Origin of the sequence: Pseudarthrobacter sp. 1G09 (assembly GCF_050038305.1) — a bacterium.
Lineage (GTDB): Bacteria > Actinomycetota > Actinomycetes > Actinomycetales > Micrococcaceae > Arthrobacter > Arthrobacter equi.
Genome location: NZ_CP188306.1, coordinates 1,582,574 through 1,605,261, shown reverse-complemented (window position 1 = coordinate 1,605,261; position 22,688 = coordinate 1,582,574). Strand labels below are relative to the sequence as shown.

The following is a 22,688-nucleotide window of genomic DNA, read 5'->3' as shown; positions in this document are numbered from 1 at the left end:
GCCGGGCCTGCGGGTCAGGCGTTGGTGCGCTGCTGCGGGGCGGCCACGTCGGCGAGGATCCGGGCCAGCACCGCCTCGGGCGTCGCGCCGGAGAACTCGGCTTCAGGGTCCATCACGAAGCGGTGGGTCCACACCACCGGGGCGAGTTCCTTGATGTCGTCCGGCAGGACGAAGTTGCGGCCCTGCGAGGCCGCCCAGACCTTCGCGGCGCGGACCATGGCGAGGGCGCCGCGGACCGAGACGCCCAGCCGGGTTTCCGGGGCGCTGCGGGTTTCCTCACACAGCCGGGAAATGTACTCGAGCACAGCGGTGTCCACGTGTCCGGTGGCGGCAAGGTCAGCCATGTCGGCCACGGCCTGGGTGGTGATGACGGCGGAAAGATCCTGGGAACGGTCCTTGAGGTTGGAGCCGCCCAGCAGCCGGACCGTGGAAGCGTGGTCCGGGTAACCAATGGACGTCTTGATCAGGAAGCGGTCCAGCTGGGCTTCCGGAAGGCGGTAGGTGCCGGCCTGTTCGATCGGGTTCTGGGTGGCCATCACCATGAACGGGCGGCCCGCCGAGTAGGTGACGCCGTCCACGGTGACCCTGGATTCTTCCATGACCTCAAGGAGCGCGGACTGGGTCTTCGGCGACGCGCGGTTGATTTCGTCAGCGAGGACGATGTTGTTGAAGATCGGCCCCTTGTGGAACTCGAACTTCTGCGTCTTCTGGTCGTAGATGGTCACGCCGGTGACGTCCGAGGGCAGGAGGTCAGGGGTGAACTGGATGCGGTTGTTGGAGCCCTGCACGGTGGCAGCCAGCGCACGGGCCAGGGAGGTCTTACCCGTTCCCGGGGCGTCCTCGAACAGGACGTGGCCCTCGGCCAACATCGCGGTAAAGGTCAGCCGGATGACGTGTTCCTTACCCAGCACCGCCTGCCCCACATTGGCAACGAGCTTTTCGAACGTATCGGCAAACCACGCGGCCTGCTCGCTGGTCATCGTCATGGGGTGGTTCTTCCTTCTTCTTGGTTCCAAAGGTGGGTTCAGTCCGTAGCGGGACCCGGATGGCCCGGGTCCCTCTTGATGGGTTTTGCTGCTGCGCTAGCGGTTTGGCATCCCGTTGGGCGGGTTGCAGCCGATATTGGAGGTGTCGCAACGGAGCCAGTTGCCGGCCGCCGGGCCGGACGTCAGGTGGTACCAGATGCCGCTCGGGTTGTTCGAGGTCTTGTACCAGACCTGGTACCGGTCCGACTGGGATCCGACGTTTGCGTCCAGCCATTTGCCTTCACCCACGCACGACGACGGATTGCCGGCACGGAAGCTGTCCGTTCCCTTGCGGGGTTCGGTGCAGCTGCGGACGGGGCTGGCCGTGATGCCCCACGAGGTGGGCACAGGGGGCGGCGGCTCGGCGCCGCTGCGGGACGTGTCGCTGCCGATCCGGCCCGGCTGGCCGCCACTGATGGCCCGCACGCGAAGGGTGTGGGTTTCGCTGAAGCCGACCGTCTTGGAGAACGAGCGCTGGTTGGTGTCCTGCCAAGCCCCGTTATCCAGGCTGTACTGGTAGCCCGTGACAGCACGGCCGTTGCCGTCCGGCTGGTTCCACGTCCAGGACACCGTCTTGTCGCCCACTCCGCTGCTCTTGCTGCCGTTCACATTCGGAGCAAAGGCCAGGCCGTACGGATTGACCTGGTTGGACGGAGCGCTCGCGTCACCGGCGGTGGAGCTGCGCGAGGAAACTGCCCAGACCACCACCGAGGTAGGCGTGCCATTGGCGGCGGCGACGGTTCCGCCGCCGGCAGCGATGTTGCCGCTGCCCCCGCCAGAGGTCAGCGAGTACTTGTACGTGATCTCCTGCGCCGTGGAGCCGTTGCGCTGGGCATCAGACAAGGGTGTGAACCGGATGTCGATCTTCCCGCCTGCTCCACCGGTGTCCACCAGCGTCGCCGTCGGAGTGCTCACGATGCCGGGCTTGCCTACCGCCCGGATCGCCGCCGACTGTCCACTGGTGGCGCTGGTTCCCGCCTTGTTGGTGGCTGAAACCGTGAAGGTGTAATTGGCCTCGGAATTGTCCACTGTCACGTTTTGCGAGGTGCCGGCCACCTGCTGGGTGGCCACCGCCGCTCCGCCCCGGAGGGTGGTAAGGGTGTAGGCCGAGACGGCGTCACCGTTGTTGTTCGGCGCGGCCCAGCTGACCCTCAGCTGGCTCTGCGAACCCAGCGATGCTGCCTGGGCAGCGGTGGGTGCGGCCGGGGTGGCCGGCACGCCGGCCGGTACTTCAGCCGCGGAGTACGGGCTCCACTCGGACGGTTCCTTGGCGTCGTTCCGGGCCAGGACCCGCACCTTGTAGGACACGCCGTTCTGCAGGCCCTTCCAGACATAGCTGACAGCGGTCAGGTTCTGGATCTGGGCGTTCTGCCCCGCGGGCGGCGGCGAGATCTCCAGGTCGTAGGACTTCACCGGCGAACCCTTGCTGGCAGGAGCAGTCCAGTTGATGGACAGTTCCTTGTCGCCAAACTTCAGCGACGGCGCCAGCGGGGTGTCCGGCTTGACGTCCGGCCGGACCTCGGCCGAGGGCGGCGACTTGTCGGAGTCGCCGAACTCGTTGGTGGCGGTTACCTGGAAGTGGTACTTCGTGTTGTTGGTCAGCCCGTTCAGCGTGCAGGTATTGGCGGGGCAGTCCTGCTGGAACCCGCCCTCGCCGTACACGGTGTACTTGGTGATGGGTGAACCGCGGTCCGCGGGAGCGGTCCAGTTCAGCAGTGCCGTCCGGTCCCCCACGCTCTGCGCCTGCGGCGTGGTGGGGGCCGCAGGTTCGTCCTTAACGGTGAGCCGGACCCGCGCCGTGGCATGCCGCGACGCGTCCTGGGTCTTATCCTCCACCGTGTAGGTGACCACCATCGTGCCGGTGAAGCCGGGGGCGGGTGTCACCGTCACGGAATCACCGCTGACCTCCACGTTGCCGCTGCCGGTCTCGGTGGCGGCGGCGATGATCTTCAGCGCCGTCTCGGGGAACGGGTTGGCGTCGTTGGCCAGGACATTGATGGTGACCGGCTTGCCGGCGGCGGCGTTGGGTTCAACGTCGTCATTCGCTACCGGTTTGGGCCGGTTGGACGCCGTCACGGACAGCTGGAACGTGGCAGTGGCTTCCAGGCCGCGCGGGTCCCTGGCCTTGACCTGCACGGCACCGGCGGTGCCGGCCCGGCTGGAGTCCGCTGCGGAGACTTTGAGGTTCCTGCCGTCCACGCTCACGGTGAATCCGGCCGGCGCGCCGTCCAGGAGTTCGTACTTCATGTTGTCCACGTCGTCCCCGTCGGGGTCCGAGGTCAGCCTCCCCAGGTCGATGCTCGCCGAGTCGCCCATGGGCACTTCGACGTTCGCGCCCAGGAGCTCGGGCGCGTTGTTCTTGTTGGGGTCCGGGAGGACCTTGGTGCGGATGCTGAGCGTTGACTTCAGGCCGGCGGGATCGTCCGGTCCGGTTCCGTCCGTGACTTCGAAGGTCAGCGAACCCGGACCCACATAGTCGGTGCCCGCGGTGTACTTCAGCCCCGTGCCGTCACCGGTGACGGGGTCGCTGCCGTCGGCTCCGATGAGCTTGATCCGGTCCGCCTGTGTCAGGCGCGGTGAGCGGCCTTCCCGGACCTTGACCCATTCATCCAGGGCAACGTTGACGGACTGGCCGGCCACCACTTCCAGGACCTCGTCCTTGGCCAGCGTGGGAACCTGCTGGCCGAGGCCGGGCACCCAGATGATGGCGGTGGACTTCTGCCCGTCCACGTCCTCCACGGTGTACGGGATGAGCTGCGGCTGCTCGGTGAGGTCAACAATCATGTTGCCGTCGGTGCCGGGCCGGGCGGTGGTTGCCTCGGTGCTGATCTTGAGGTTCTCGCCCACGCCGTCGGGGTCTTCGTCGTTTTTCAGGACGGGAACGTCCACGGCGGTCTTTCCCATGGTCTGGGCGGACGTGACCCGGTCGTCGCGGGCTATGGGTGCCTTGAGCGGAACTTCCGGGTCCACCACCACGCGGATGGTGGCCTGCGCCCGGGCATCCCGGTCATCGGCCACGGTGTACCGGACGTTGACCGTCCCGGCCTCGTTGGGAGCGGTCAGGATGACCCGTCCGCTGGTCTTGCTGACGGTGGCCTGGAGGGCAGGATCAGCCTCGATGCCGTCGGTGAGGATGCGGATCTGGTCGCCGTCGGGATCGGTGTCGTTGCCGGTGGCGTCGACGGCGATCTGGCGGCCGGGGCGGACCCGCACCTCGTCGTCGACGGGAGTGGGATTCTGGTTGATTTCACCGCGCGGTGCGATGCCCACGGTTACGGTGCCGGTGTTGACGGCACCCTGCCGGTCCACCACCTTGTAGCGGAAGGTATCGGTCCCGGCGCCGTCACCGGCGGCCGTGAAGTCAATGAAGTTGCTGCCTACCGTCGCCGTACCCATGGCAGGAGTGCTGTCGATGCCGGTGAGCTGGACCGAGTCGCCGTCGGGATCAATTCCGTCAAGCGGAACCGGAATGCGGACGGTGCCAGCCGCCACCACGCGGGCCGTGAGGTTGCGCGGCTGGGGCCGGGAATTCTCCGCGCCTTCCAGCGGGAGGATGTGGATGGTGACCGCGGCGGCGCTCTTCTGCCCCTGCGGGTCCACCGCGTTGTAGATAGCACGGACCGTCTTGGGCTGGCTGCCGGCGATGAACCGGACGGTGTTTTCCGAGACGAAGCTTTTGCCGTCAACCGGGTCCACGCCCTGGGGCAGGACCGGGTCAACGGTCAGCTCCTGGCCCTGCGGGTGCGTGTCGTTGTCCAGGACGGGAATGGTGACGACGTCGTTGACGCGGACGTTCACCTCGTCCGGCTTGGGCTGGGGTGCTTCCACCACGGCCGGTGCCGGGACGGGCACCACCGATACGGAACCGGTGGCCGACTTCTTGCCGTTGGACATGGTGTATTCGAAGAGGATCGGGTCCTTGGTTCCGAGGATGTCCGTGATGCGCAGGACGCTGTGGTTGATCACGCTCACCGAGATGGTCGCGTTTTCCGGAAGCTTCACGGATTGCAGCACCAGGACGCCGCCGGAGGGGTCGGAGTCGTTGGCCAGCGGGTCCAGCAGGACGCTGCCGCCGGTGGGCATCAGGGCGACGTCGTGGACGGCGACGGGGTCGCCGGGGTCGTCACCGGATTCGACGTCCACTCGGATCAGGCCCTGGCTGCTCTGCGGTCCGTTGCTGGCGATGTACGTGAGATAGACGGGGCCCGGGGTGGTACTGCGGAACGTGAAGGTTCCGCCGTCGGTCACGGGGCCGAGATCCGCGGGGCCGTTGGCTTCCACCTGGGCCAGGCGGAGCGCGCCGCCGTTGGGGTCCACGTCATTCTTCAAAGGCGAAATCACCAGGTCCTGGCCCACCACGGCTGTGACATGGTCAGCGTTGACCACGGGCGCGAGGGCGCCGGGTGGCTGGACGTTAATGACCACCTTGCCGGTGACGGTGTCGCGGCCGTCCCAGATGGTCACCTCAACGTTCTTCTTCCCGGCCGTGGCGCCGGAGTCCTGGAAAGTGAGCAGGCCGTCGCGGCGGACCTTCACCTGGTCCTGGTCGTTATCGGCTTTGGCGTCAAGGAGCACCAGGTCGTCGCCGTCGGGGTCCAGCCAGTCCGTAAGGATGTTCTGGCTCACGGTCTTGCCCTGTTCCACCAGCATGGTGGTGGACTCCCCGCGTTTGAACTGCGGCGGCTTGTTATCGTCCGGACCCACCACGTTGAGGGTGACCTGCCCGGCGGCGGAGAGGCCACGCCCATCGGACGCCGAGTAGCTGAACGTTTCCGCGCCGGGCCTGGCGTCGGCCGGCACGGAGATCTGGAAGGCGGTGCCGCCGTAGATGTTCTCCAGCGTCCCTGCCCTCGGCGGGTTGCCCTGGAGCCCGGCGGTGAGGACGTCGCCGTCGGGATCTGAATCGTTGTCCAGGACGCTCAGGATGGTGGTGCGGCCCGGACGGACGCCGACGACGTCGGGCTTGGTTTCCGGCGGACGGTTCGGCTTGGTGCGGTCCGGCAACACGTTGATGGTGTTGATGTCCGCGGATTCCTGGTCCTGCTCGTCGGATTCGTTCTTGGGGGGAACAACGTCGTCCCAGTTGTTGACCAGCTGCATGTTCTGGTTCACCAGCCACACATTCCCGGAATTCACATCATTGAGAACCACCAGGTCCCGGTTCACCCGAAACACATACGACGGCGACGCACTCGCCTTCGGCACATCCACGTTCTTATCATCAGCATCATTCACACAATCACGGACATACTTATTCGCCCCCGACCACGCAGCATGCACACACCCACCCAACTGCACCGGAGCCGCAGGAACACCCTCACCACCAAACGACACCGTCTTCGCCGTCCCACCATCCAACGGCTGCTTCAACAACACCTTCTGCGTCGCAATCGCCACAAAATCACTGCCCGGACCACCCTGCTGCAACTTCGCATCCCGCGCATCAGCCAACTGCAACCGCTTACCACCAGGCAAAAACAAATTCCCCGCCGCAACATCCAACACCACCGGCCGGTCCCCCACCACCGTGATCTGCAGATCCCCCGCACCCTTCAACTCAGACCACGACTCAGACTCCGAAGACACCACCACACCATTGGCATCAACACCGGTCACCGTCACCGTCCCAGCCTTCGGATCCACCGAATAAATACGATCATCAGCACCCACCGCCGACACCGTACCCTCAGACCCCACCAACACCGGCTCCGACGCTTCCTCATCAAAACCATTCACCGTCGACGGCGACACCGCCCACACCTTGCCCGACGCCGCATCCGTCACCGACAACACCGACGACCCAAAACTCACATCAGCAGCCCCCGGCAACTGCTTATCCCCACCCAAACGCATATTCGCCGGCGACACCTGATTCAACGTCGAACCAGACTCATCATCAACAAACACCTCACCGGCATCCTGCAAAATATCAAACGTCGACGACGCAGGAGTCACCGCCCCATCCAAAACACGCGACGGATAATTCAACCGCCCCACCGCATTCTTAGACTTCGACACCACCCACACACCACCGTCATTCAACTCCACCTCAGTGGTCTTAAACCCCGGATAGAGCACGGCACCGGTCGCCACGACGGCCACGGCAGCGGCGAAGGCTGTACCGGTGACGATCTTCTTGTGGCGCCGTTTGAGCCCAAGTTTCCCCAGCAGACTTGTCACAGCCATTTGCTTCCCTCAGTTGTGTGGCGGCCCCCCGGCCGCAATCCCCAATTACCCGGTAACGGGCTCTCTGTTCCCCGCGCTAGCCTACCCAACGGGTCAAAGGTCCGCGATGGGTAGAGGTGCCCCCGTGCCTGACCTGCGGCTTCATGATTTTGGTGGGTCAACATGGGGGTGCTCCAAGCCCTGCGGGGTCCGGAAGAGTGGTGTGTCCGGCGATCACATAGCGGCCCACGTTGCGTGCCGAGCCGGACTCAACCCGCCACCAGCGGACGATGCCGTTACCGGACCAGTTGTCGTCCTGGTCGATGTAGCAGGCCACCATGATGCGGTCCTGGCTGGACTTGTAGAACCAGGGCGGATTGTTGCCGCTGACGCCATCGCAGGTGAAGTACGGGGTGGGCCGGTAATTCGAGCCGCCCCGGGTGTAGGTGCAGGAGCGCTCGAAGTCGGGATCCGAGGTCTTGATCCGGGTTTCCCACAGTCCCTGCTTGCCGGACGTTGCACTGGCACTGGCAATGCCGCTTCCGGTCCCCACGGAGTTCAGGGTCTGGACCTCGATGGTGCGGCTCTGCTGCCAGCCGCCGGTATTGATGGTCCGGCTGCCTGAAGCTGCCACGTTCTCCCAGCCTCCGCCGTTGATCCTGATCCTGGTGCTCGCGACGTCGTTCGTTGCCGTGGATGGCGAGGACCAGCGAAGCGTGACGGACTGGTCGTTGACGCCGCCGTCCTGTCCCGATGCGGACGGCGTGCCCGGGGATCCGTACGGCGTTGCCGACGCCGGGGCGCTGGCGTTGGAGCTCGGGGCCACGGAGGAATTGGCAATGACAGTGATGCTCACCTGGGCGCCGTTGGCGAAGCCGCCGATGGTCTGGCCCGGGCTGACAGGGCCGCTGGCACCATTGCTGGCGTTGTAGCTGTAACTGACCTCGTTCTCGGCTGAGCCGTTCCGTTCAGCAGCCGTCAGGCGCCTGAAGTCGACGGTGACCGACCGGCCGGCACCGCCGGTGTTGGCCGGAGTGGCGTTGACGCCCGAAACCTGGCCAAGCTTTCCGGTGGCACGGCGGGGAGCCGACGGCGGGCTGACCGCACCCTTGCCCGCTTTGTTCTCGGCCTGCACGGTGAACGTGTACGCGGCTTCGGAGTTGTCCGCCGTGAAGTTGGCGGTGCGGACAGTGCCTGGAATGGTCTGCGTCTGGTCGGCCCTGCCGCCGCCGGACATCGTGACGTAATAGGTGCTGATGGCGTCACCGTTGGTGTTGGGTTCAGCCCAGTTCACCCGGAGCTGGTTCTGGGTTCCCACTGACGATGCCACGGAGGAGGTGGGTGCGGCAGGGGCCGCCGGAACACCGGCCGGATTGTCCTCGGCGGAATAGGTACCCCAGTCGGAGGGGCCGAGTTCGTTGACAGCCTGGGCGCGCACCTTGTACTTCACGCCATTGGTCAGCCCGGTCCAGGTGTAGTTGAGGCCTGCGACCTCGTTCTTGACGGCAACACCGTTGGCGGGCGGAGGCGAGATCTCCAGGTTGTAGTGCTTGACCGGCGAGCCTTCCGTCCGGGCAGCTGGCCAGTTGATGACCATGTTCTTGTCACCGGCTTTGACGCTGGGCGCTTCCGGCGGGGAGGGCTTTTCGTCGGGCCGGATCTCGTTCGACTGCGGTGACGGCTGCGACTCCCCCACCTCGTTGGTTGCCTTGACCGTGAAGACGTACTTCACGTTGTTGGTCAGGCCGGAGAGGGTACAGGTGGTGGTGGGGCACTTCTGCTGGAATCCGTTGTTGGATACCACCGTGTACTCGGTAATGGGCGCTCCATTGTCCGACGGCGGCGCCCACTTGAGCACGGCGGTGCGGCTGCGGACGTCGGTGGCCGAGGGGGCGGACGGCGCATCGGGTTCACTGCGCACCGTGAGGCGGACGCGGCCGTCCACCTGGCGGGAAAGGTCGCCAGTCTTGTCGGCGATGGTGTAGCGGACCACCATCACGCCCTTGAACCCGTCTGCCGGTGTGATGGTGATGGAGTCGCCGTTGATGGTGGGCTGGCCCTGGGCCGAACCGGTTTCAACGCTGGTGCCAACGATCTTCAGCGGCGTATCACTGAAGGGGTTGACGTCGTTGGCCAGGACGTTGACCGTCTCGGCGCGGCCCGCGTTTGCTTTCTCAACCACGTCATCATTGGCTACCGGCATGGGCCGGTTGGATGCCACGTGCCGCACCTGGATGGTGGCTGTCACCGCGGGCGATCGTCCGTCGGTCACGGTGGCCTGGATATTGCCCGTCACGCCGACCCCTACGGAGTTCGCTGCGCTGACGCTGAGTACCGTGCCGTCGAGCTTCGCGCTAAAGCCGGGGGGCGGTGACCCTTCGAGGGAGAACGTGAGGTTACCCTGGTCCCGTTCGTCGACGTCGGCCGCGAGGGGGCCAAGGTCCAAGGTGGCGGTTTCCGTCTTGGGAATGTCCAGGGATGCGCCGCGGAACGTGGGCGGGGTGTTGGCTTCGTCCGGGTCCGGGATCACATTGGTCATGATGACCAGGGTCGACTTCAGCCCCTCGGGATCGTCGGGGCCGGAGCCGTCGGTGACTTCGAAGGTGATGGAGCCCGGCCCTGCGTAACCGGGACGCGCCGCGTAGCGGAGGCCTTCGCCCTCTCCCACGATCACGTTGTCCGGAGAGGCGCCCAGGACCTTGACGGAGTCAGCAACGCTGATCTTGGGCCGGTGGCCGTCCCGCACCCTGACGTAGTCGTCCAGGTCCAGGGTGACTTCCTTGCCCGCCATGACTTCCACCGTTTCGGTGTTGGCCAGCGTGGGGTACTGCGCTCCCTGGCCCGGCACCCAAATGACGGCCGTTGCGGTGAGCCCGTCGGGGTCGGTCACCGTATACGGGATGAGCTGGTCTTCGGGCGTGAGGTTGACCACCACGTTCCCTGAGCCGCCCGCGCGGGCATTGGGGTTGCCGTCCGGAAGGCTGATCTGCAGCTCGGACGCCACGCCGTCGGGGTCGGAGTCGTTTTTAAGGACGGGTACGTCGATGGCCGTCTTACCCAGGGTTTCGGCAAGCGTGACCCTGTCGTCCTTGGCAATGGGACGCTTCAGTTCCGCGTCCGCACTGACCCGGACCCGGATGACGGCGCTGGCTTGCGCCTTCTTGTCGTCCTGGATGCGGTACCGGATGCTCTCATTGCCTTCCATTGCCGGGGCGGTGAAAAGAACCTTGGCACCGTCAGCCACTTCGACGTTCAGCTCGGGCCGCGCTTCGAAGCCGTCCGTCAGCAGGGAAATGGGATCGCCGTCGGGGTCCGAATCATTGACCAGTGCGTCAACGGCGACGTTCCTGCCCGGCCTGACATCCACGGCGTCGTCCACGGCAATCGGGTTCTGGTTGATGGCTTCCGCCGGTGCAACGCCCACAATCACGGTGCCGGTGTTCTCGGCGCCAATCCGGTCACGGACCCGGTAGCTGAAGGTGTCTGTCCCGGCGGCGTCGCCTGCGGCGGTGTATTCGAGGTAGCCGTCGCGGACGATCGCCGTACCCATGGCCGCTGCCTTGTCGATTCCCATCAGCTGCACCGAGTCGCCGTCGGCGTCGATGCCGTCCAGGGGCACGGGGATCTTGACGGTCATGCCCGCGACGACGCGGCCGGTGAGGTTGCGCGGTTCGGGGCGGCTGTTCCGTTCGTCATCGCGCGCCAGGATACGGATGGTCACCTGTTGGGAGTCCACCTGGCCGGACTCATTGCGGACTTTATAGATGGCGTAGACAGTTTTGGCCTCGGGCCCGGCGATGAACCGAAGCTGGTCCCCGGCCACGAAGGTCCGTCCGTCAGCTTCGTCCGGAACCTGGGCGAGCTCGGGCACGAGGGTCAGCTTCCCGCCGTTGGGGTCGGTGTCGTTATCGAGCACCGGGATGGAGACGACGTCACCGGCCCGGACGGTGGCTTCGTCGGGCTTGGCCTGGGGTGCCTGCAGTTTTGTAGGTGCCGGGACTACTACGACGGCGATCTCGCCGGTCGCGGAGGACCGGCCGTTGGAGATGGTGTACTTCAGGGTCAGCTGGCCTTCGGCACGAAGGTCCGTGATCCGGACCACCGAGTGGTCCAGGACGGACACACTGACAGGAAGGGAACCGTCGGCGGTCACCGACTGGACCACCAGGACGCCGCCGGAGGGGTCGGAGTCGTTGCCGAGCACATCTACAAGGACGCTGCCGCCTGTGGGCAGCAGGGCAATGTCGCGGACGGCGACCGGGGCTCCGGCGTCGTTGCCGGCCACGACGTCGACGCGGACCAGTTGCACTGCGCTGGCCGGCCCATTGGTTACCAGGTACTCAACGTAGTGCGGTCCCGGCACGTCGGACGTGAAGCTGAAGGTCTGCTGGTCGGCGCCGATGACCGCCCGGGACTGCTCGTCCGCGGTCACCTGGGCGAGGCGGAGCGCACCGCCTTGGGGGTCGATGTCGTTCTTGAGTGGTGCGATCACCGTCGGCGCCCCGGCCACTGCCACCACGTGGTCAGCGTTGGCGATGGGCGGGAGGGCACCGGCGGGACGGACGTCGAGGGTGATCCGGCCTTCAGTGGTGGCCTGGCCATCGGAGATGCCCACCGTGAGGACCTTGCGGCCTGGCGAGGTGCCGCTGTCCTGAAAGGAGAGCTGCCCGTCGGGGCGGATGCGGACCTGGTCAAGGGGGTCCGGGCTGGAGACCGACGTGGCGTAGAGGTCGTCGCCGTCGGGGTCGATCCAGTCAGAAAGGATGTTCCGGGTGACGGATTTGCCCTGCTGGACCACCATGGTGGTGTCACGGTTTGGCTTCTGCGCCGGTGCCGTGTTTTCCGTCATCGGGACAACGCGCAGCGAAACTTCGGCAGTGGCGGAAAGCCCGCGGCCGTCGTCCACCGTGTATTTGAAGGTTTCGCTGCCGGTCTTGTCGGCGGGAACGGCGACCTGGAAGCCCGTGCTGCCGTAGATCGTCGACAACGCGCCCAGGCGGATGTTGTCGGGCTGGCGCACTGTAAGGATGTCGCCGTCGGGGTCCGTGTCATTGTCCAGGACCGGGAGGATGGTGGTTTTGCCGGCGCGGACGCCGTAGCTGTCCGGCTGGGCGAGCGGCGGGCTGTTGGGTTTGGTGCGGTCCGGGAGGACAGTCTGCTGGACTTCGTCGGCGGAGTCCTTGTCGGCGTCGTCCGAGGTTTCCTTGGGCGGAATGACGTCGTCCCAGTTGTTGACGAGCTGCATGTTCTGGTTCACCAGCCACACATTCCCGGAATTCACATCATTGAGAACCACCAGGTCCCGGTTCACCCGAAACACATACGACGGCGACGCACTCGCCTTCGGCACATCCACGTTCTTATCATCAGCATCATTCACACAATCACGGACATACTTATTCGCCCCCGACCACGCAGCATGCACACACCCACCCAACTGCACCGGAGCCGCAGGAACACCCTCACCACCAAACGACACCGTCTTCGCCGTCCCACCATCCAACGGCTGCTTCAACAACACCTTCTGCGTCGCAATCGCCACAAAATCACTGCCCGGACCACCCTGCTGCAACTTCGCATCCCGCGCATCAGCCAACTGCAACCGCTTACCACCAGGCAAAAACAAATTCCCCGCCGCAACATCCAACACCACCGGCCGGTCCCCCACCACCGTGATCTGCAGATCCCCCGCACCCTTCAACTCAGACCACGACTCAGACTCCGAAGACACCACCACACCATTGGCATCAACACCGGTCACCGTCACCGTCCCAGCCTTCGGATCCACCGAATAAATACGATCATCAGCACCCACCGCCGACACCGTACCCTCAGACCCCACCAACACCGGCTCCGACGCTTCCTCATCAAAACCATTCACCGTCGACGGCGACACCGCCCACACCTTGCCCGACGCCGCATCCGTCACCGACAACACCGACGACCCAAAACTCACATCAGCAGCCCCCGGCAACTGCTTATCCCCACCCAAACGCATATTCGCCGGCGACACCTGATTCAACGTCGAACCAGACTCATCATCAACAAACACCTCACCGGCATCCTGCAAAATATCAAACGTCGACGACGCAGGAGTCACCGCCCCATCCAAAACACGCGACGGATAATTCAACCGCCCCACCGCATTCTTAGACTTCGACACCACCCACACACCACCGTCATTCAACTCCACCTCAGTGGTCTTAAACCCCGGATAGACGACGGCACCAACAACGAGGGCGGCGAGGGCGAGGCCCATGGCGGAGGTGCTGAAAAGGGGGGACTGGAGAAAGGGCCGGCGCCGGGGCGCAGCAGCAGCTTTTGCGCGCGCTCGTCCGCGAAGTTTCATGGAACGGTTCCCCCCGTTGAATCCGGCGACGGCCGATGACCGGCATGCGGCAGCCGGGCACAACAAATATAGCCTGTCTAGCTATCAAATGGACAAACCCCCTGCCCGCTTGTGCGGGCAGGTGAAGAGGGATCAGTCGACGATCAGGCCCTTGCCCAGGCCCCGGGTCAGGCGGACTGGGTTGATTTCGCCGAAACCACGGACGTTTTCCGGCGGTTGGGGCACCAACACGAACCGTTCGTCATGTTCGAGTGCTGACGCGGTCATGGAGTCCACCAGCACCGTTCCGGGATCAGCCAGGGTGGTAAGCCGCGCGGCGAGGTTGACGGTGGGGCCGTAGATGTCGCCGAGGCGAGACAGTATCCTGCCCCAGACCATGGCCACCCGGGCCTCCGGCAGGATCTCGTCCTCCGTGAAAGCCTGGGCCAAGGCGAGGGAGATCTCGGCGCCTGCCGCAGGGGTCTCAGCGATGTAGAGGACTTCGTCGCCCACGGTCTTGACCAGGCGGCCGCCACCAACGGAAATGATCTCGGCGCATTTGTTCTCGAACCGCTGCACCAGGCGGGCCAGGGTCTTCTCGTTCATCCGGCGCGAAAGGCTGGTGTAGGACACCAGGTCGGCGAAGCCCACCGCCCGCGCAAGCGGCAACGGCGCATCGTCCTCATCGCCTTCGCGGCCTTCCTCGCTGGCCTGCAATCCGGCTTCGGCCCGGACGGCCAGCCGTTGGATGCCGGCATTGAGCTGGCGCCGCCACGAATAGACCAGCACTTCTTCAAGGGCATCCACCAGGGCCGGGAGCTCGTTGACCAGCCGCTTGCGGGCGACCGCGTCGGTGACGCCCTGTTCGTGGACGAGGTCCTCCACCAGGGCTTCGATCTGCCATACCACCATGCGGTCCGTCATCTGGCCGATGGCGCGGGTGACGGAAATGGCTGCTTCCTCGGTCAGCTTTCCGGCGCGGACGAGGTCCACCATGATTGACAGTGCTGCCTGGTCGCGTTCGGTGAAGGCGACGTCCTCGTCTCCGAAGTTCGGAAACCCCAGCGCCCGCCAGAGTTTGCGCGCGGACAGCAGGGACAGGCCAGCCCCCGCTGCCACCTCGCGACGGCGGAGCTTGCGTTCGCCGCCGAGCAGCCGCGCTTCAAGGGCTTTCATGGCCAGGCGCTCTGCGGACATCGCTCCGGTGGGAGGCTGCGGGTCAGTGGCAGGGGACGGCGTGACGGGATCCACGAGCTCCTGCTGGTCCTCATCGTTCATTCCGTCCACCTTCTCTCATTTCCGTCGGCACTGCCCCGGAAGGGTAATCCCCTGCATCTCCGGGCGGGAGGCGCTCCTCGGGAAGTTCCCCGATGGCGTCAAGGATAAAATCCCGGAACCTGGCGGCCTCCGGCACGTCCCGGAATGTCGTCACGCCCTCATACCCGGTTTCCAAGGATATATTCCCGGAGCGCAGGAGGCGTTGAAGCACGCCCTCGTGGACTGTGAGGTTGCGGACGGAGAGGAGATTGACCTGCACTTCGCGCCGCCTGAAGATGCCGGACCTGGCCACCATCCGCCGGCTCGTGAGGGTATAGCGTGTCGCGTGCCAGCGCATCAGCCGCGGCAGGCAGTAGCCCAGCCACACCCACGCCGCAGCCAGCGCGCAGGCCGTCACCAGCCACGGGGTCCAGCGTGCCTCCAGCGCCGGAACCAGGCGCCGGGCTTCCCCGCGCACGATCCAGGCGGATGCGAATGCCGCCACCGCGGGAGCAATGATGAAAGCGGCGGCGGGGCCGGCCAGTTTCCTGGGTTGGGGTCGGGTGGTGACGATGACCTGTTCGCCGGGAACGAGGTCCTTACGCATAACCGCCTTGGCCGGCGTCTTCCGGTGCAGTCCAGGGCCGCAGGTGCACCACGTCCCCCGCGGTGACCACATGCTCGCGTGAATCCTTATCCACCACCAGCAGTGAGCCGTATTCGTCCAGGCGGGATGCATGGCCAATGATCTCGTGGTCGCCCGGCAGCTGCGCCCGTACCTGCCGGCCCAGCGTCACCATGACGGCCTCGACGCGCTTATGCAGGGACGGGCCGCCGGCCATGCCTGCCGTGGGGTCACCGTCGGCGTTGCAGAAACTCCGGTAGAGCACGGCAAAGTGGGACAGGTAGCTCTTCAGCAGCTGGGTCCGGTCGGTGGTTTGCGCCCCCTCGAGGAACACTGACGTGGCGGTGGGGACAGGCAGCTCGTCCTCGTGGAGGGTGACGTTCAGGCCGGTGCCCAGCACCACCGGCGGGACGGTGCCATCCGCCATGGGGCCCATCTGGGCCAGGATGCCGGCAATCTTCCGGCCGCGGACCAGGACGTCGTTGGGCCACTTGAGTTCGGCCGGGATGCCGGCCGTTTCCAGCAGGGTTTCGCGGAGCGCCAGGGCGGCAATGAGCGAGAGCCAGGAGTAGCTCTGCGTGGGCAGCGGCCGGCCCTCGGCATTCACGGGCCGCAGCACAACGGAAACGGAGACCGAACTCAGGGGCGGCGCTTCCCAGTGCCTTTCCAGGCGTCCCCGGGCAGCGGTCTGGTATTCGGCCGTGAGTACGGAAAGATCCGGCCAGGACGCGGGCTCCACGGTCACTGCACGGAGCAGGTCGGCGTTGGTGGAGCCGGTGGAGTCCACCACGTCGAGCCGGGAAATGCCGGCAGCGGACAGGAAGCGCTGATCGCCCAGCTCCGACCTGTCCAACGGGATACCGGGGATATGCGCTTCAGCCATAGCTAAATCCTACCGAGCCGGGGAATGCTGCCGCACCGGCGGCCTGCCCTTTGCTGCTACAGGAAAATATCCGGAACCAGCCGGTCCTCCGGGGCGCCCAGGCTGTAGGGGCGGAAATCGGAAACACCTGCTGCCGCCAACACCTGTTCGTCAGTGTAGAAATTGCCCGTGGCCCGCCCGCCTGCGGGCAGGTTTCCGCCGGTCAGGATGGCGTGGGCGGCGTCGGCCATGATCTGTGGTCCGCGTGCGGCCTGGACGATGGCCTCGCCCTGCGGCATGTTCCTGATCGCCGCGGTGTCGATCAGCGTGCAGGGCCACAGCGAATTGACGCTGATCCGGTGGTCCTTCAGTTCCTCGGCGAGGCCCAGGGTGGTCAGGCTCATCCCGTATTTGGCCATGGTGTATGCCAGGTGCCGGCCGGCCCAGTGTGGATCCAGGTTCAGGGGTGGCGACAGCGTGAGGATATGCGCATTGCCGGACGCGCGCAGCGCCGGCAGCGCGAGCTTGGAAAGCAGGAAGGTCCCGCGGACGTTGATGTCCTGCATGAGGTCGTACTTTTTCATATCCACGGCATCGGTGGTGGAGAGGTCAATGGCGGAGGCGTTGTTCACTACGACGTCGATGCCACCGAAGCGGTCCACGGCCTCGGCCACGGCGCGGGCCACGTCCTGATCGTTGCGGACGTCCCCCACGAGGGGCAGTGCACCGCCGCCGGCCTCGGTCAGTTCCTGCGCGGCGGTGAACACCGTGCCGGCGAGTTTGGGGTGGGGTTCGCCGGTTTTGGCCATCAGGACGATGTTGGCTCCGTCCGCCGCCGCCCGGCGCGCGATGGCGAGGCCGATGCCGCGGCTGCCCCCGGACATCAGGATGGTCATTCCGCGAAGCGAGCCGGAGGCCCTGTAGGGGGTGGCGGCAGCGGTCAAAGCGTCGTTGCTCGAAGTCATGGAAACACTGTAACCCAGATAAGTTACCGACGAGTAACATAGTGGTCCGGGTGAGGGCACGGCAGAAAATTGTAGGTTCCCTACAGCCGCGGGCACTCAAACCGTCATTAGACTTGCCAGCAGGGTTCGTTTTTTGTGTGGAAGCTACTTAAGCGCCTCCAGAGCACAGCCCGTCAACAGACTCAGCGACACTGAACCAATCTGCAACAGAGCCGGAGATACTTGATGAGCCACGATCTGACAACGACAGCGGGAAAGATTGCCGATTTCCGCGACCGCCAGGCACGTGCCGAACAGCCCTCCGGCCCCGAGGCCGTCGAAAAGCAGCATGCGCGCGGCAAGAACACCGCACGCGAGCGCATCGCCCTGCTGCTGGATGAGGACTCATTCGTCGAGTTCGACGCCCTCGCAGTGCACCGCTCCACGGCCTTCGGCATGGAAAAGAAGAAGCCCCTTGGCGACGGCCTGGTGTCCGGCTACGGCACCGTGGACGGCCGTCCCGTGGCGGTTTACAGCCAGGACTTCAGCGTGTACGGCGGTTCACTGAGCCAGGTCAACGGCGAGAAAATCGTCAAGGTGCAGGAATTCGCCCTGCGCAACGGCTGCCCGGTGGTTGGCATCCTCGACGGCGGCGGCGCCCGCATCCAGGAAGGCGTCGCCTCGCTGGCCATGTTCGCCGATATCTTCCGCAACAACGTGCACGCTTCCGGCGTTGTTCCCCAGATCTCCCTCATCATGGGCCCCTCCGCCGGCGGCGCCGCCTACTCCCCCGCCCTCACCGACTATGTGGTGATGGTGGACAAGACGTCCCACATGTTCATCACCGGCCCCGACGTCATCAAAACCGTCACGGGCGAGGATGTGGACATGGAAACCCTCGGCGGAGCGCGCCAGCACAACGCCACCACGGGCACGTCCACGTACCTCGCCTCGGATGAAGGGGACGCTATCGAGTTCGTCCGCGAACTCCTGGACTTCCTGCCCTCCAACAACCTGTCCGAGGCCCCGGTCCTGGAGCACGCCCAGGAAAACGCGGTCAACGACGACGACCTCGCCCTTGACACGCTGATCCCCGATTCAGCCAACCAGCCCTACGACATGCGCGCAGTCGTCGAGCAGATCGTCGACGACGGGCACTTCCTGGAGATGCAGGCCCTTTACGCACCGAACGTCATGATCGGCTACGGCCGGGTGGAAGGCCACACCGTGGGAATCGTGGCCAACCAGCCGCTGCAGTTCGCGGGAACCCTGGACATTGCCGCCTCCGAAAAAGCGGCCCGCTTCGTCCGGAACTGCGATGCCTTCAACATCCCCATCATCACGCTGGTGGATGTGCCGGGATTCCTGCCGGGCAAGGACCAGGAGTTCCAGGGCATCATCCGCCGCGGCGCAAAGCTGCTGTACGCGTATGCCGAAGCCACGGTGCCCAAGCTGACCGTCATCACCCGCAAGGCCTACGGCGGCGCCTACATCGTCATGGGTTCCAAGAAGCTCGGGGCGGACCTCAACCTGGCATGGCCCACCGCGCAGATCGGTGTGATGGGGGCCCAGGGCGCCGTGAACATCCTTTACCGCCGGGACCTCGCGGCCGTAGCCGAAGACGGCGGCGACGTCGAAGCCCGCCGCGCCGAGGTCATCCGGCAATACGAGGAAGAACTCCTGAACCCCTACCAGGCAGCCGAACTCGGCTACGTTGACGCCGTCATCGCACCGTCCGACACCCGGCTGCAAATTGTCCGTGGACTGCGCGCACTCCGCGACAAGCGAGCCAGCCTCCCGGCCAAGAAGCACGGGAACATCCCGCTGTGAGCGCCACCGGAATGCCGGACCAGGCAGAAACCGCCGCGGCTCCCCTGCTCTCTGTTGTCAAGGGGCAGCCGAACGCCGAGGAACTAGCCGCGCTCACCGCCGTCGTACTTTCCCTCGGCGGCCAGGAAGCGGCCAAGCCTGCCGCACCAACCGCACGGCACTGGGCGCGCCGGCAGCGGCTGGGCCTTGCACCAACGCCCGGTCCGGGCGCCTGGAAGCGCAGCAAGGGCTAGCCACCGGCGCGTTCCTCGCCGGGTGCGCGCGGCCGGGCTAGTCTCGGATGGTGACTACCGACACTTCGCCCGCCGCACGCCCGCACACCCGCATCGACGCCGTCGCGGACGCCTATACCGATACCCTCGTCCGCCTGAATCCGTCGCTGGCCACCACCCTGGGACTGCCGGGCCGCGAAACCGAATACCAGGATTTCTCCCCCGCCGGCATCGCCGAGTTCGCCGAGGTGGCCCGCAAAGCCCTTACAGACCTTGAGGGCCTGGAGCCTGAGGACGACGTGGACGCCGTCACGCTGGACGCCATGCGCGAGCGGCTTGGCCTGCAGCTGCTGATCCACGCCTCCGGGTGGGAGTACGCGGACCTGAACAACATTGCCTCGCCCGCACAGGACATCCGTGCGATCTTCGACCTTATGCCCACCGCCACGGAGCAGGACTGGGAGCACATCGCCGGCCGCGCGCAGAACGTACCCGCGGCCGTCGAGGGCTACATTGAGTCCCTGCGCCTTGCGCGCGACGCCGGCCGGGTGGCCGCGGCCCGCCAGGTGAACATCGTCATCGAACAGGCCACGAAGTACGCCGCCGCGGACGGATTCTTCGCCAAGCTCGCAGCCGGTGCCGCCACCGAAACCGGTCCGCTGGGCACCGCCCTGCAGGAGAAGCTCGACGCCGGTGCTGCCGCCGCCCGCCGCGCCTACACCGGGCTTGCCGACTTCCTCCGTACCGACCTGCTGCCCGCAGCCCCGGAAAAGGACGCGGTGGGTAAAGCCCGCTATGCGCTCGCATCACGGTCCTTCCTCGGCGCCTCCGTGGATCTTGAGGAAACCTACGCCTGGGGCGTGCAGGAGCTCGACCGCCTGATCGCCGAACAGGAGGTGGTGGCCGGCACCATCAAGGCAGGCGCCTCCATCGCCGAAGCCAAGGAGATCCTGAACAACGGTCCGGCCCGGCAGATCAAAGGCACCGACGCCCTCAAGGCCTGGATGCAGGAACTCTCCGACAAAGCCGTGGCGGAGCTGGCCGGGGTCCATTTCGACATCCCGGACGTCATGAAGAAACTGGAATGCCTCATCGCCCCTACCGATGAAGGCGGCATCTACTACACCGGCCCCTCCGACGACTTCACCCGCCCCGGACGCATGTGGTGGTCCGTGCCCGCGGGCGAGGACACCTTCACCACCTGGGCCGAAACCACTACCGTTTACCACGAAGGCGTCCCCGGCCACCACCTCCAGGTGGCCACCGCCACCTACCGGCGCGAACTGCTCAACAAGTGGCGGCGCAACATCTGCTGGACCTCCGGACACGGCGAAGGCTGGGCCCTCTACGCGGAAAAGCTCATGCAGGAACTCGGATACCTCGACGACGCGGGCGACCACATGGGCATGCTGGACATGCAAAGGATGCGCGCAGCCCGGGTGGTGTTCGACATCGGCGTCCACCTGGAACTGGAGATGCCCGCACGCTGGGGCACCGGTACGTGGACCCCGGACAAGGGATACGAGTTCCTCAAAGCCAACCTGCCAATCAGCGAAGGGCAACTCAACTTCGAGTTCAACCGCTACCTGGGCTGGCCCGGCCAGGCGCCCTCCTACAAAGTAGGCCAGCGCCTCTGGGAACAGATCCGCGCCGAACTTGAGTCACGGCCAGGGTTCGACCTCAAGGAGTTCCACACCAAGGCCCTGAACATCGGCTCCGTTGGACTCGATACGCTTCGGCGGGCGCTGCTTTAACCTCCGGGGTGGACGAGATGTTAAGCACACCGCCGCTGGGAATAAGTAACAAAACCCGCTGTCCGCCTTGGATTTTCGTGTTTTTCTGTTTCTTCCAGCAACTGGGGGTGCGTAATATTTCTCAATATTGTTTCGACGTGATAATGGCTTCGGACCTAGCGTGTTCGGGTGAGCACTCAGACAAGCACCCCCTCCCCCGCAGGGAAGACGGGCTTCCAGCTTCCCAAGTGGGCTGGATCGTTCGGCTTCCAAATCATCGCCGCACTCATCGTGGGCCTTGCCCTCGGCCTGCTGGCCAAGTACACCGGCAGCACCAAGACCAACCCCAACGGCCTCGGCGCAACACTGCAGACCATCGGTTCCAGCTACGTGTCGCTGCTGCAGACCGCCGTCGTGCCCCTGATTTTCACGGCCGTGGTGAGCTCCATCTCCAACCTTCGCCAGGTTTCCAACGCCGCCCGGCTGGCCTGGAACACCCTGCTGTGGTTCGCCATCACGTCCCTGATCGCGGTGCTGATCGGCATCGGCCTGGGCGTCCTGCTGCAGCCCGGCGCCAACACCGGAATCACTGAAGAAGCCAAGTACGCCGGCAAGTCCGGCGACTGGTGGTCCTTCCTGATCGGCCTCTTCCCGAAGAACTTCCTCGGCCTCGGCGCGAGCTCCACGGTCGCCGAATCCGGCGCCGTGACCACCTCCGTCAGCTTCAACGTGCTGCAGATCCTGGTGATCGCCATCGCCGTCGGCGTTGCCGCCCTCAAGGTGGGCAAGGCAGCCGAGCCCTTCCTGAACCTGAATGCCTCGGCCCTCGCCGTGATCCAGAAGGTCCTTTGGTGGATCATCCGCATCGCGCCGCTGGGCACCGTCGGCCTGATCGGTAACGCCGTCGCCGTCTACGGTTGGGACACCATCGGCTCCCTGGGAAAGTTCACGGTTGCCATCTACGCCGGACTGGCGCTGGTGCTGTTCGTTGTGTACCCCATCCTGGTCCGCACCCACGGCCTGTCCGTCAAGCAGTACTTCTCCGGTGTCTGGCCTGCTGTCCAGCTGGCCTTCGTTTCCCGCTCGTCCGTGGGAACCCTGCCGCTCACCCAGCGCGTCACCGAGCGCAGCCTGGGCGTCCCCCGCGGCTACGCCTCCTTCGCCGTCCCGCTGGGCGCCACCACCAAGATGGACGGCTGCGCCGCCATCTACCCGGCCATCTCCGCCATCTTCGTGGCCCAGTTCTTCGGCATCCAGCTCGACTTCAGCCAGTACCTGCTGATCGCCCTGGTCTCCGTCCTGGGATCCGCTGCGACGGCCGGCACCACCGGCGCCGTGGTGATGCTGACGCTGACGCTCTCCACGCTGGGACTGCCGCTGGCCGGCGTCGGGCTGCTCCTTGCCATCGACCCGATCCTGGACATGGGCCGTACCGCCGTCAACGTGGCAGGCCAGGCCCTGGTCCCCACCATCGTGGCCAAGCGCCAGGGCATCCTGGACGAAGCGCTGTACAACGCGCCCCGCAACGGCACCCCCTTCGTTGACGATGACGCCGCCGCCAACAACGGTGCCGCTACGGACGGTACTGCTGCCGACACCGCGCCCCGCGAGCTGCAGGACGCCAAGGCATAACAAACGCCGGTGCCGCAAGGCGCCTCGTATGTGCTAACACAGGAAGTCCCCGGGAATTCTCCCGGGGACTTCCTG

General features: G+C 65.6%; 11 protein-coding genes. 4 read left to right on the top strand and 7 right to left on the bottom strand.

Going from position 1 to position 22,688, the window contains the following annotated elements:
- Positions 1–14 precede the first annotated feature (14 nt).
- From ACP3TD_RS07400 to ACP3TD_RS07370, 7 genes are all read right to left on the bottom strand, one after another.
- Positions 15–986, bottom strand: coding sequence for an AAA family ATPase (locus ACP3TD_RS07400; RefSeq protein ID WP_268158449.1), 972 nt, complete (start codon positions 984–986; stop codon positions 15–17).
- A gap of 96 nt (positions 987–1,082) precedes the next feature.
- Positions 1,083–7,205: an Ig-like domain-containing protein gene (locus ACP3TD_RS07395; protein WP_426767156.1), complete on the bottom strand. Its 6,123-nt coding sequence runs from the start codon at positions 7,203–7,205 to the stop codon at positions 1,083–1,085.
- A gap of 163 nt (positions 7,206–7,368) precedes the next feature.
- Positions 7,369–13,539, bottom strand: a complete 6,171-nt coding sequence (locus tag ACP3TD_RS07390; RefSeq protein WP_426766492.1) for an Ig-like domain-containing protein — start codon at positions 13,537–13,539, stop codon at positions 7,369–7,371.
- 132 nt (positions 13,540–13,671) lie between these two features.
- Positions 13,672–14,796 (bottom strand): adenylate/guanylate cyclase domain-containing protein, encoded by a 1,125-nt coding sequence (locus ACP3TD_RS07385; protein ID WP_426766490.1) that lies wholly within the window; start codon positions 14,794–14,796, stop codon positions 13,672–13,674.
- A complete protein-coding gene (locus ACP3TD_RS07380; protein WP_426766488.1) occupies positions 14,786–15,382 on the bottom strand; it encodes a PH domain-containing protein in 597 nt (198 codons plus the stop codon). Before ACP3TD_RS07380 ends, ACP3TD_RS07385 begins: the two co-directional genes overlap by 11 nt.
- On the bottom strand, positions 15,375–16,283 hold the full coding sequence (locus ACP3TD_RS07375) for a biotin--[acetyl-CoA-carboxylase] ligase (protein WP_426766486.1): 909 nt from the start codon (positions 16,281–16,283) through the stop codon (positions 15,375–15,377). The genes ACP3TD_RS07380 and ACP3TD_RS07375 overlap by 8 nt, the downstream gene beginning before the upstream one ends.
- A 56-nt stretch (positions 16,284–16,339) precedes the next feature.
- The gene (locus ACP3TD_RS07370; protein WP_426766484.1) at positions 16,340–17,227 is read right to left on the bottom strand and encodes an SDR family oxidoreductase; all 888 of its coding nucleotides are present in this window, start codon (positions 17,225–17,227) and stop codon (positions 16,340–16,342) included.
- Positions 17,228–17,452: 225 nt separating this feature from the next.
- On the opposite strand from ACP3TD_RS07370, the gene ACP3TD_RS07365 reads away from it, so the two are divergent.
- The 4 genes from ACP3TD_RS07365 to ACP3TD_RS07350 all read left to right on the top strand — a co-directional run bounded on the left by ACP3TD_RS07365 (position 17,453) and on the right by ACP3TD_RS07350 (position 22,613).
- Positions 17,453–19,036: an acyl-CoA carboxylase subunit beta gene (locus ACP3TD_RS07365; protein ID WP_056080090.1), complete on the top strand. Its 1,584-nt coding sequence runs from the start codon at positions 17,453–17,455 to the stop codon at positions 19,034–19,036.
- Complete coding sequence (locus ACP3TD_RS07360; protein ID WP_426766481.1) at positions 19,033–19,269, top strand: acyl-CoA carboxylase subunit epsilon; 237 nt, start codon at positions 19,033–19,035, stop codon at positions 19,267–19,269. Before ACP3TD_RS07365 ends, ACP3TD_RS07360 begins: the two co-directional genes overlap by 4 nt.
- Positions 19,270–19,316: 47 nt before the next feature.
- Entirely contained in the window at positions 19,317–21,002 is a 1,686-nt protein-coding gene (locus tag ACP3TD_RS07355) for a DUF885 domain-containing protein (RefSeq protein WP_426766480.1), read from the top strand.
- Between the two features lie 168 nt (positions 21,003–21,170).
- A complete protein-coding gene (locus ACP3TD_RS07350; RefSeq protein ID WP_426766479.1) occupies positions 21,171–22,613 on the top strand; it encodes a dicarboxylate/amino acid:cation symporter in 1,443 nt (480 codons plus the stop codon).
- The last annotated feature ends 75 nt before the right edge of the window (positions 22,614–22,688 follow it).

Excerpts from the sequence above, each read along its gene's own strand:
- ACP3TD_RS07400 (WP_268158449.1), bottom strand. The coding sequence starts at position 986 with ATGACGATGACCAGCGAGCAGGCCGCGTGGTTTGCCGATACGTTCGAA.
- ACP3TD_RS07390 (WP_426766492.1), bottom strand. The coding sequence starts at position 13,539 with ATGAAACTTCGCGGACGAGCGCGCGCAAAAGCTGCTGCTGCGCCCCGG.
- ACP3TD_RS07385 (WP_426766490.1), bottom strand. The coding sequence starts at position 14,796 with ATGAACGATGAGGACCAGCAGGAGCTCGTGGATCCCGTCACGCCGTCC.
- ACP3TD_RS07380 (WP_426766488.1), bottom strand. The coding sequence starts at position 15,382 with ATGCGTAAGGACCTCGTTCCCGGCGAACAGGTCATCGTCACCACCCGA.
- ACP3TD_RS07375 (WP_426766486.1), bottom strand. The coding sequence starts at position 16,283 with ATGGCTGAAGCGCATATCCCCGGTATCCCGTTGGACAGGTCGGAGCTG.
- ACP3TD_RS07370 (WP_426766484.1), bottom strand. The coding sequence starts at position 17,227 with ATGACTTCGAGCAACGACGCTTTGACCGCTGCCGCCACCCCCTACAGG.
- ACP3TD_RS07365 (WP_056080090.1), top strand. The coding sequence starts at position 17,453 with ATGAGCCACGATCTGACAACGACAGCGGGAAAGATTGCCGATTTCCGC.
- ACP3TD_RS07355 (WP_426766480.1), top strand. The coding sequence starts at position 19,317 with ATGGTGACTACCGACACTTCGCCCGCCGCACGCCCGCACACCCGCATC.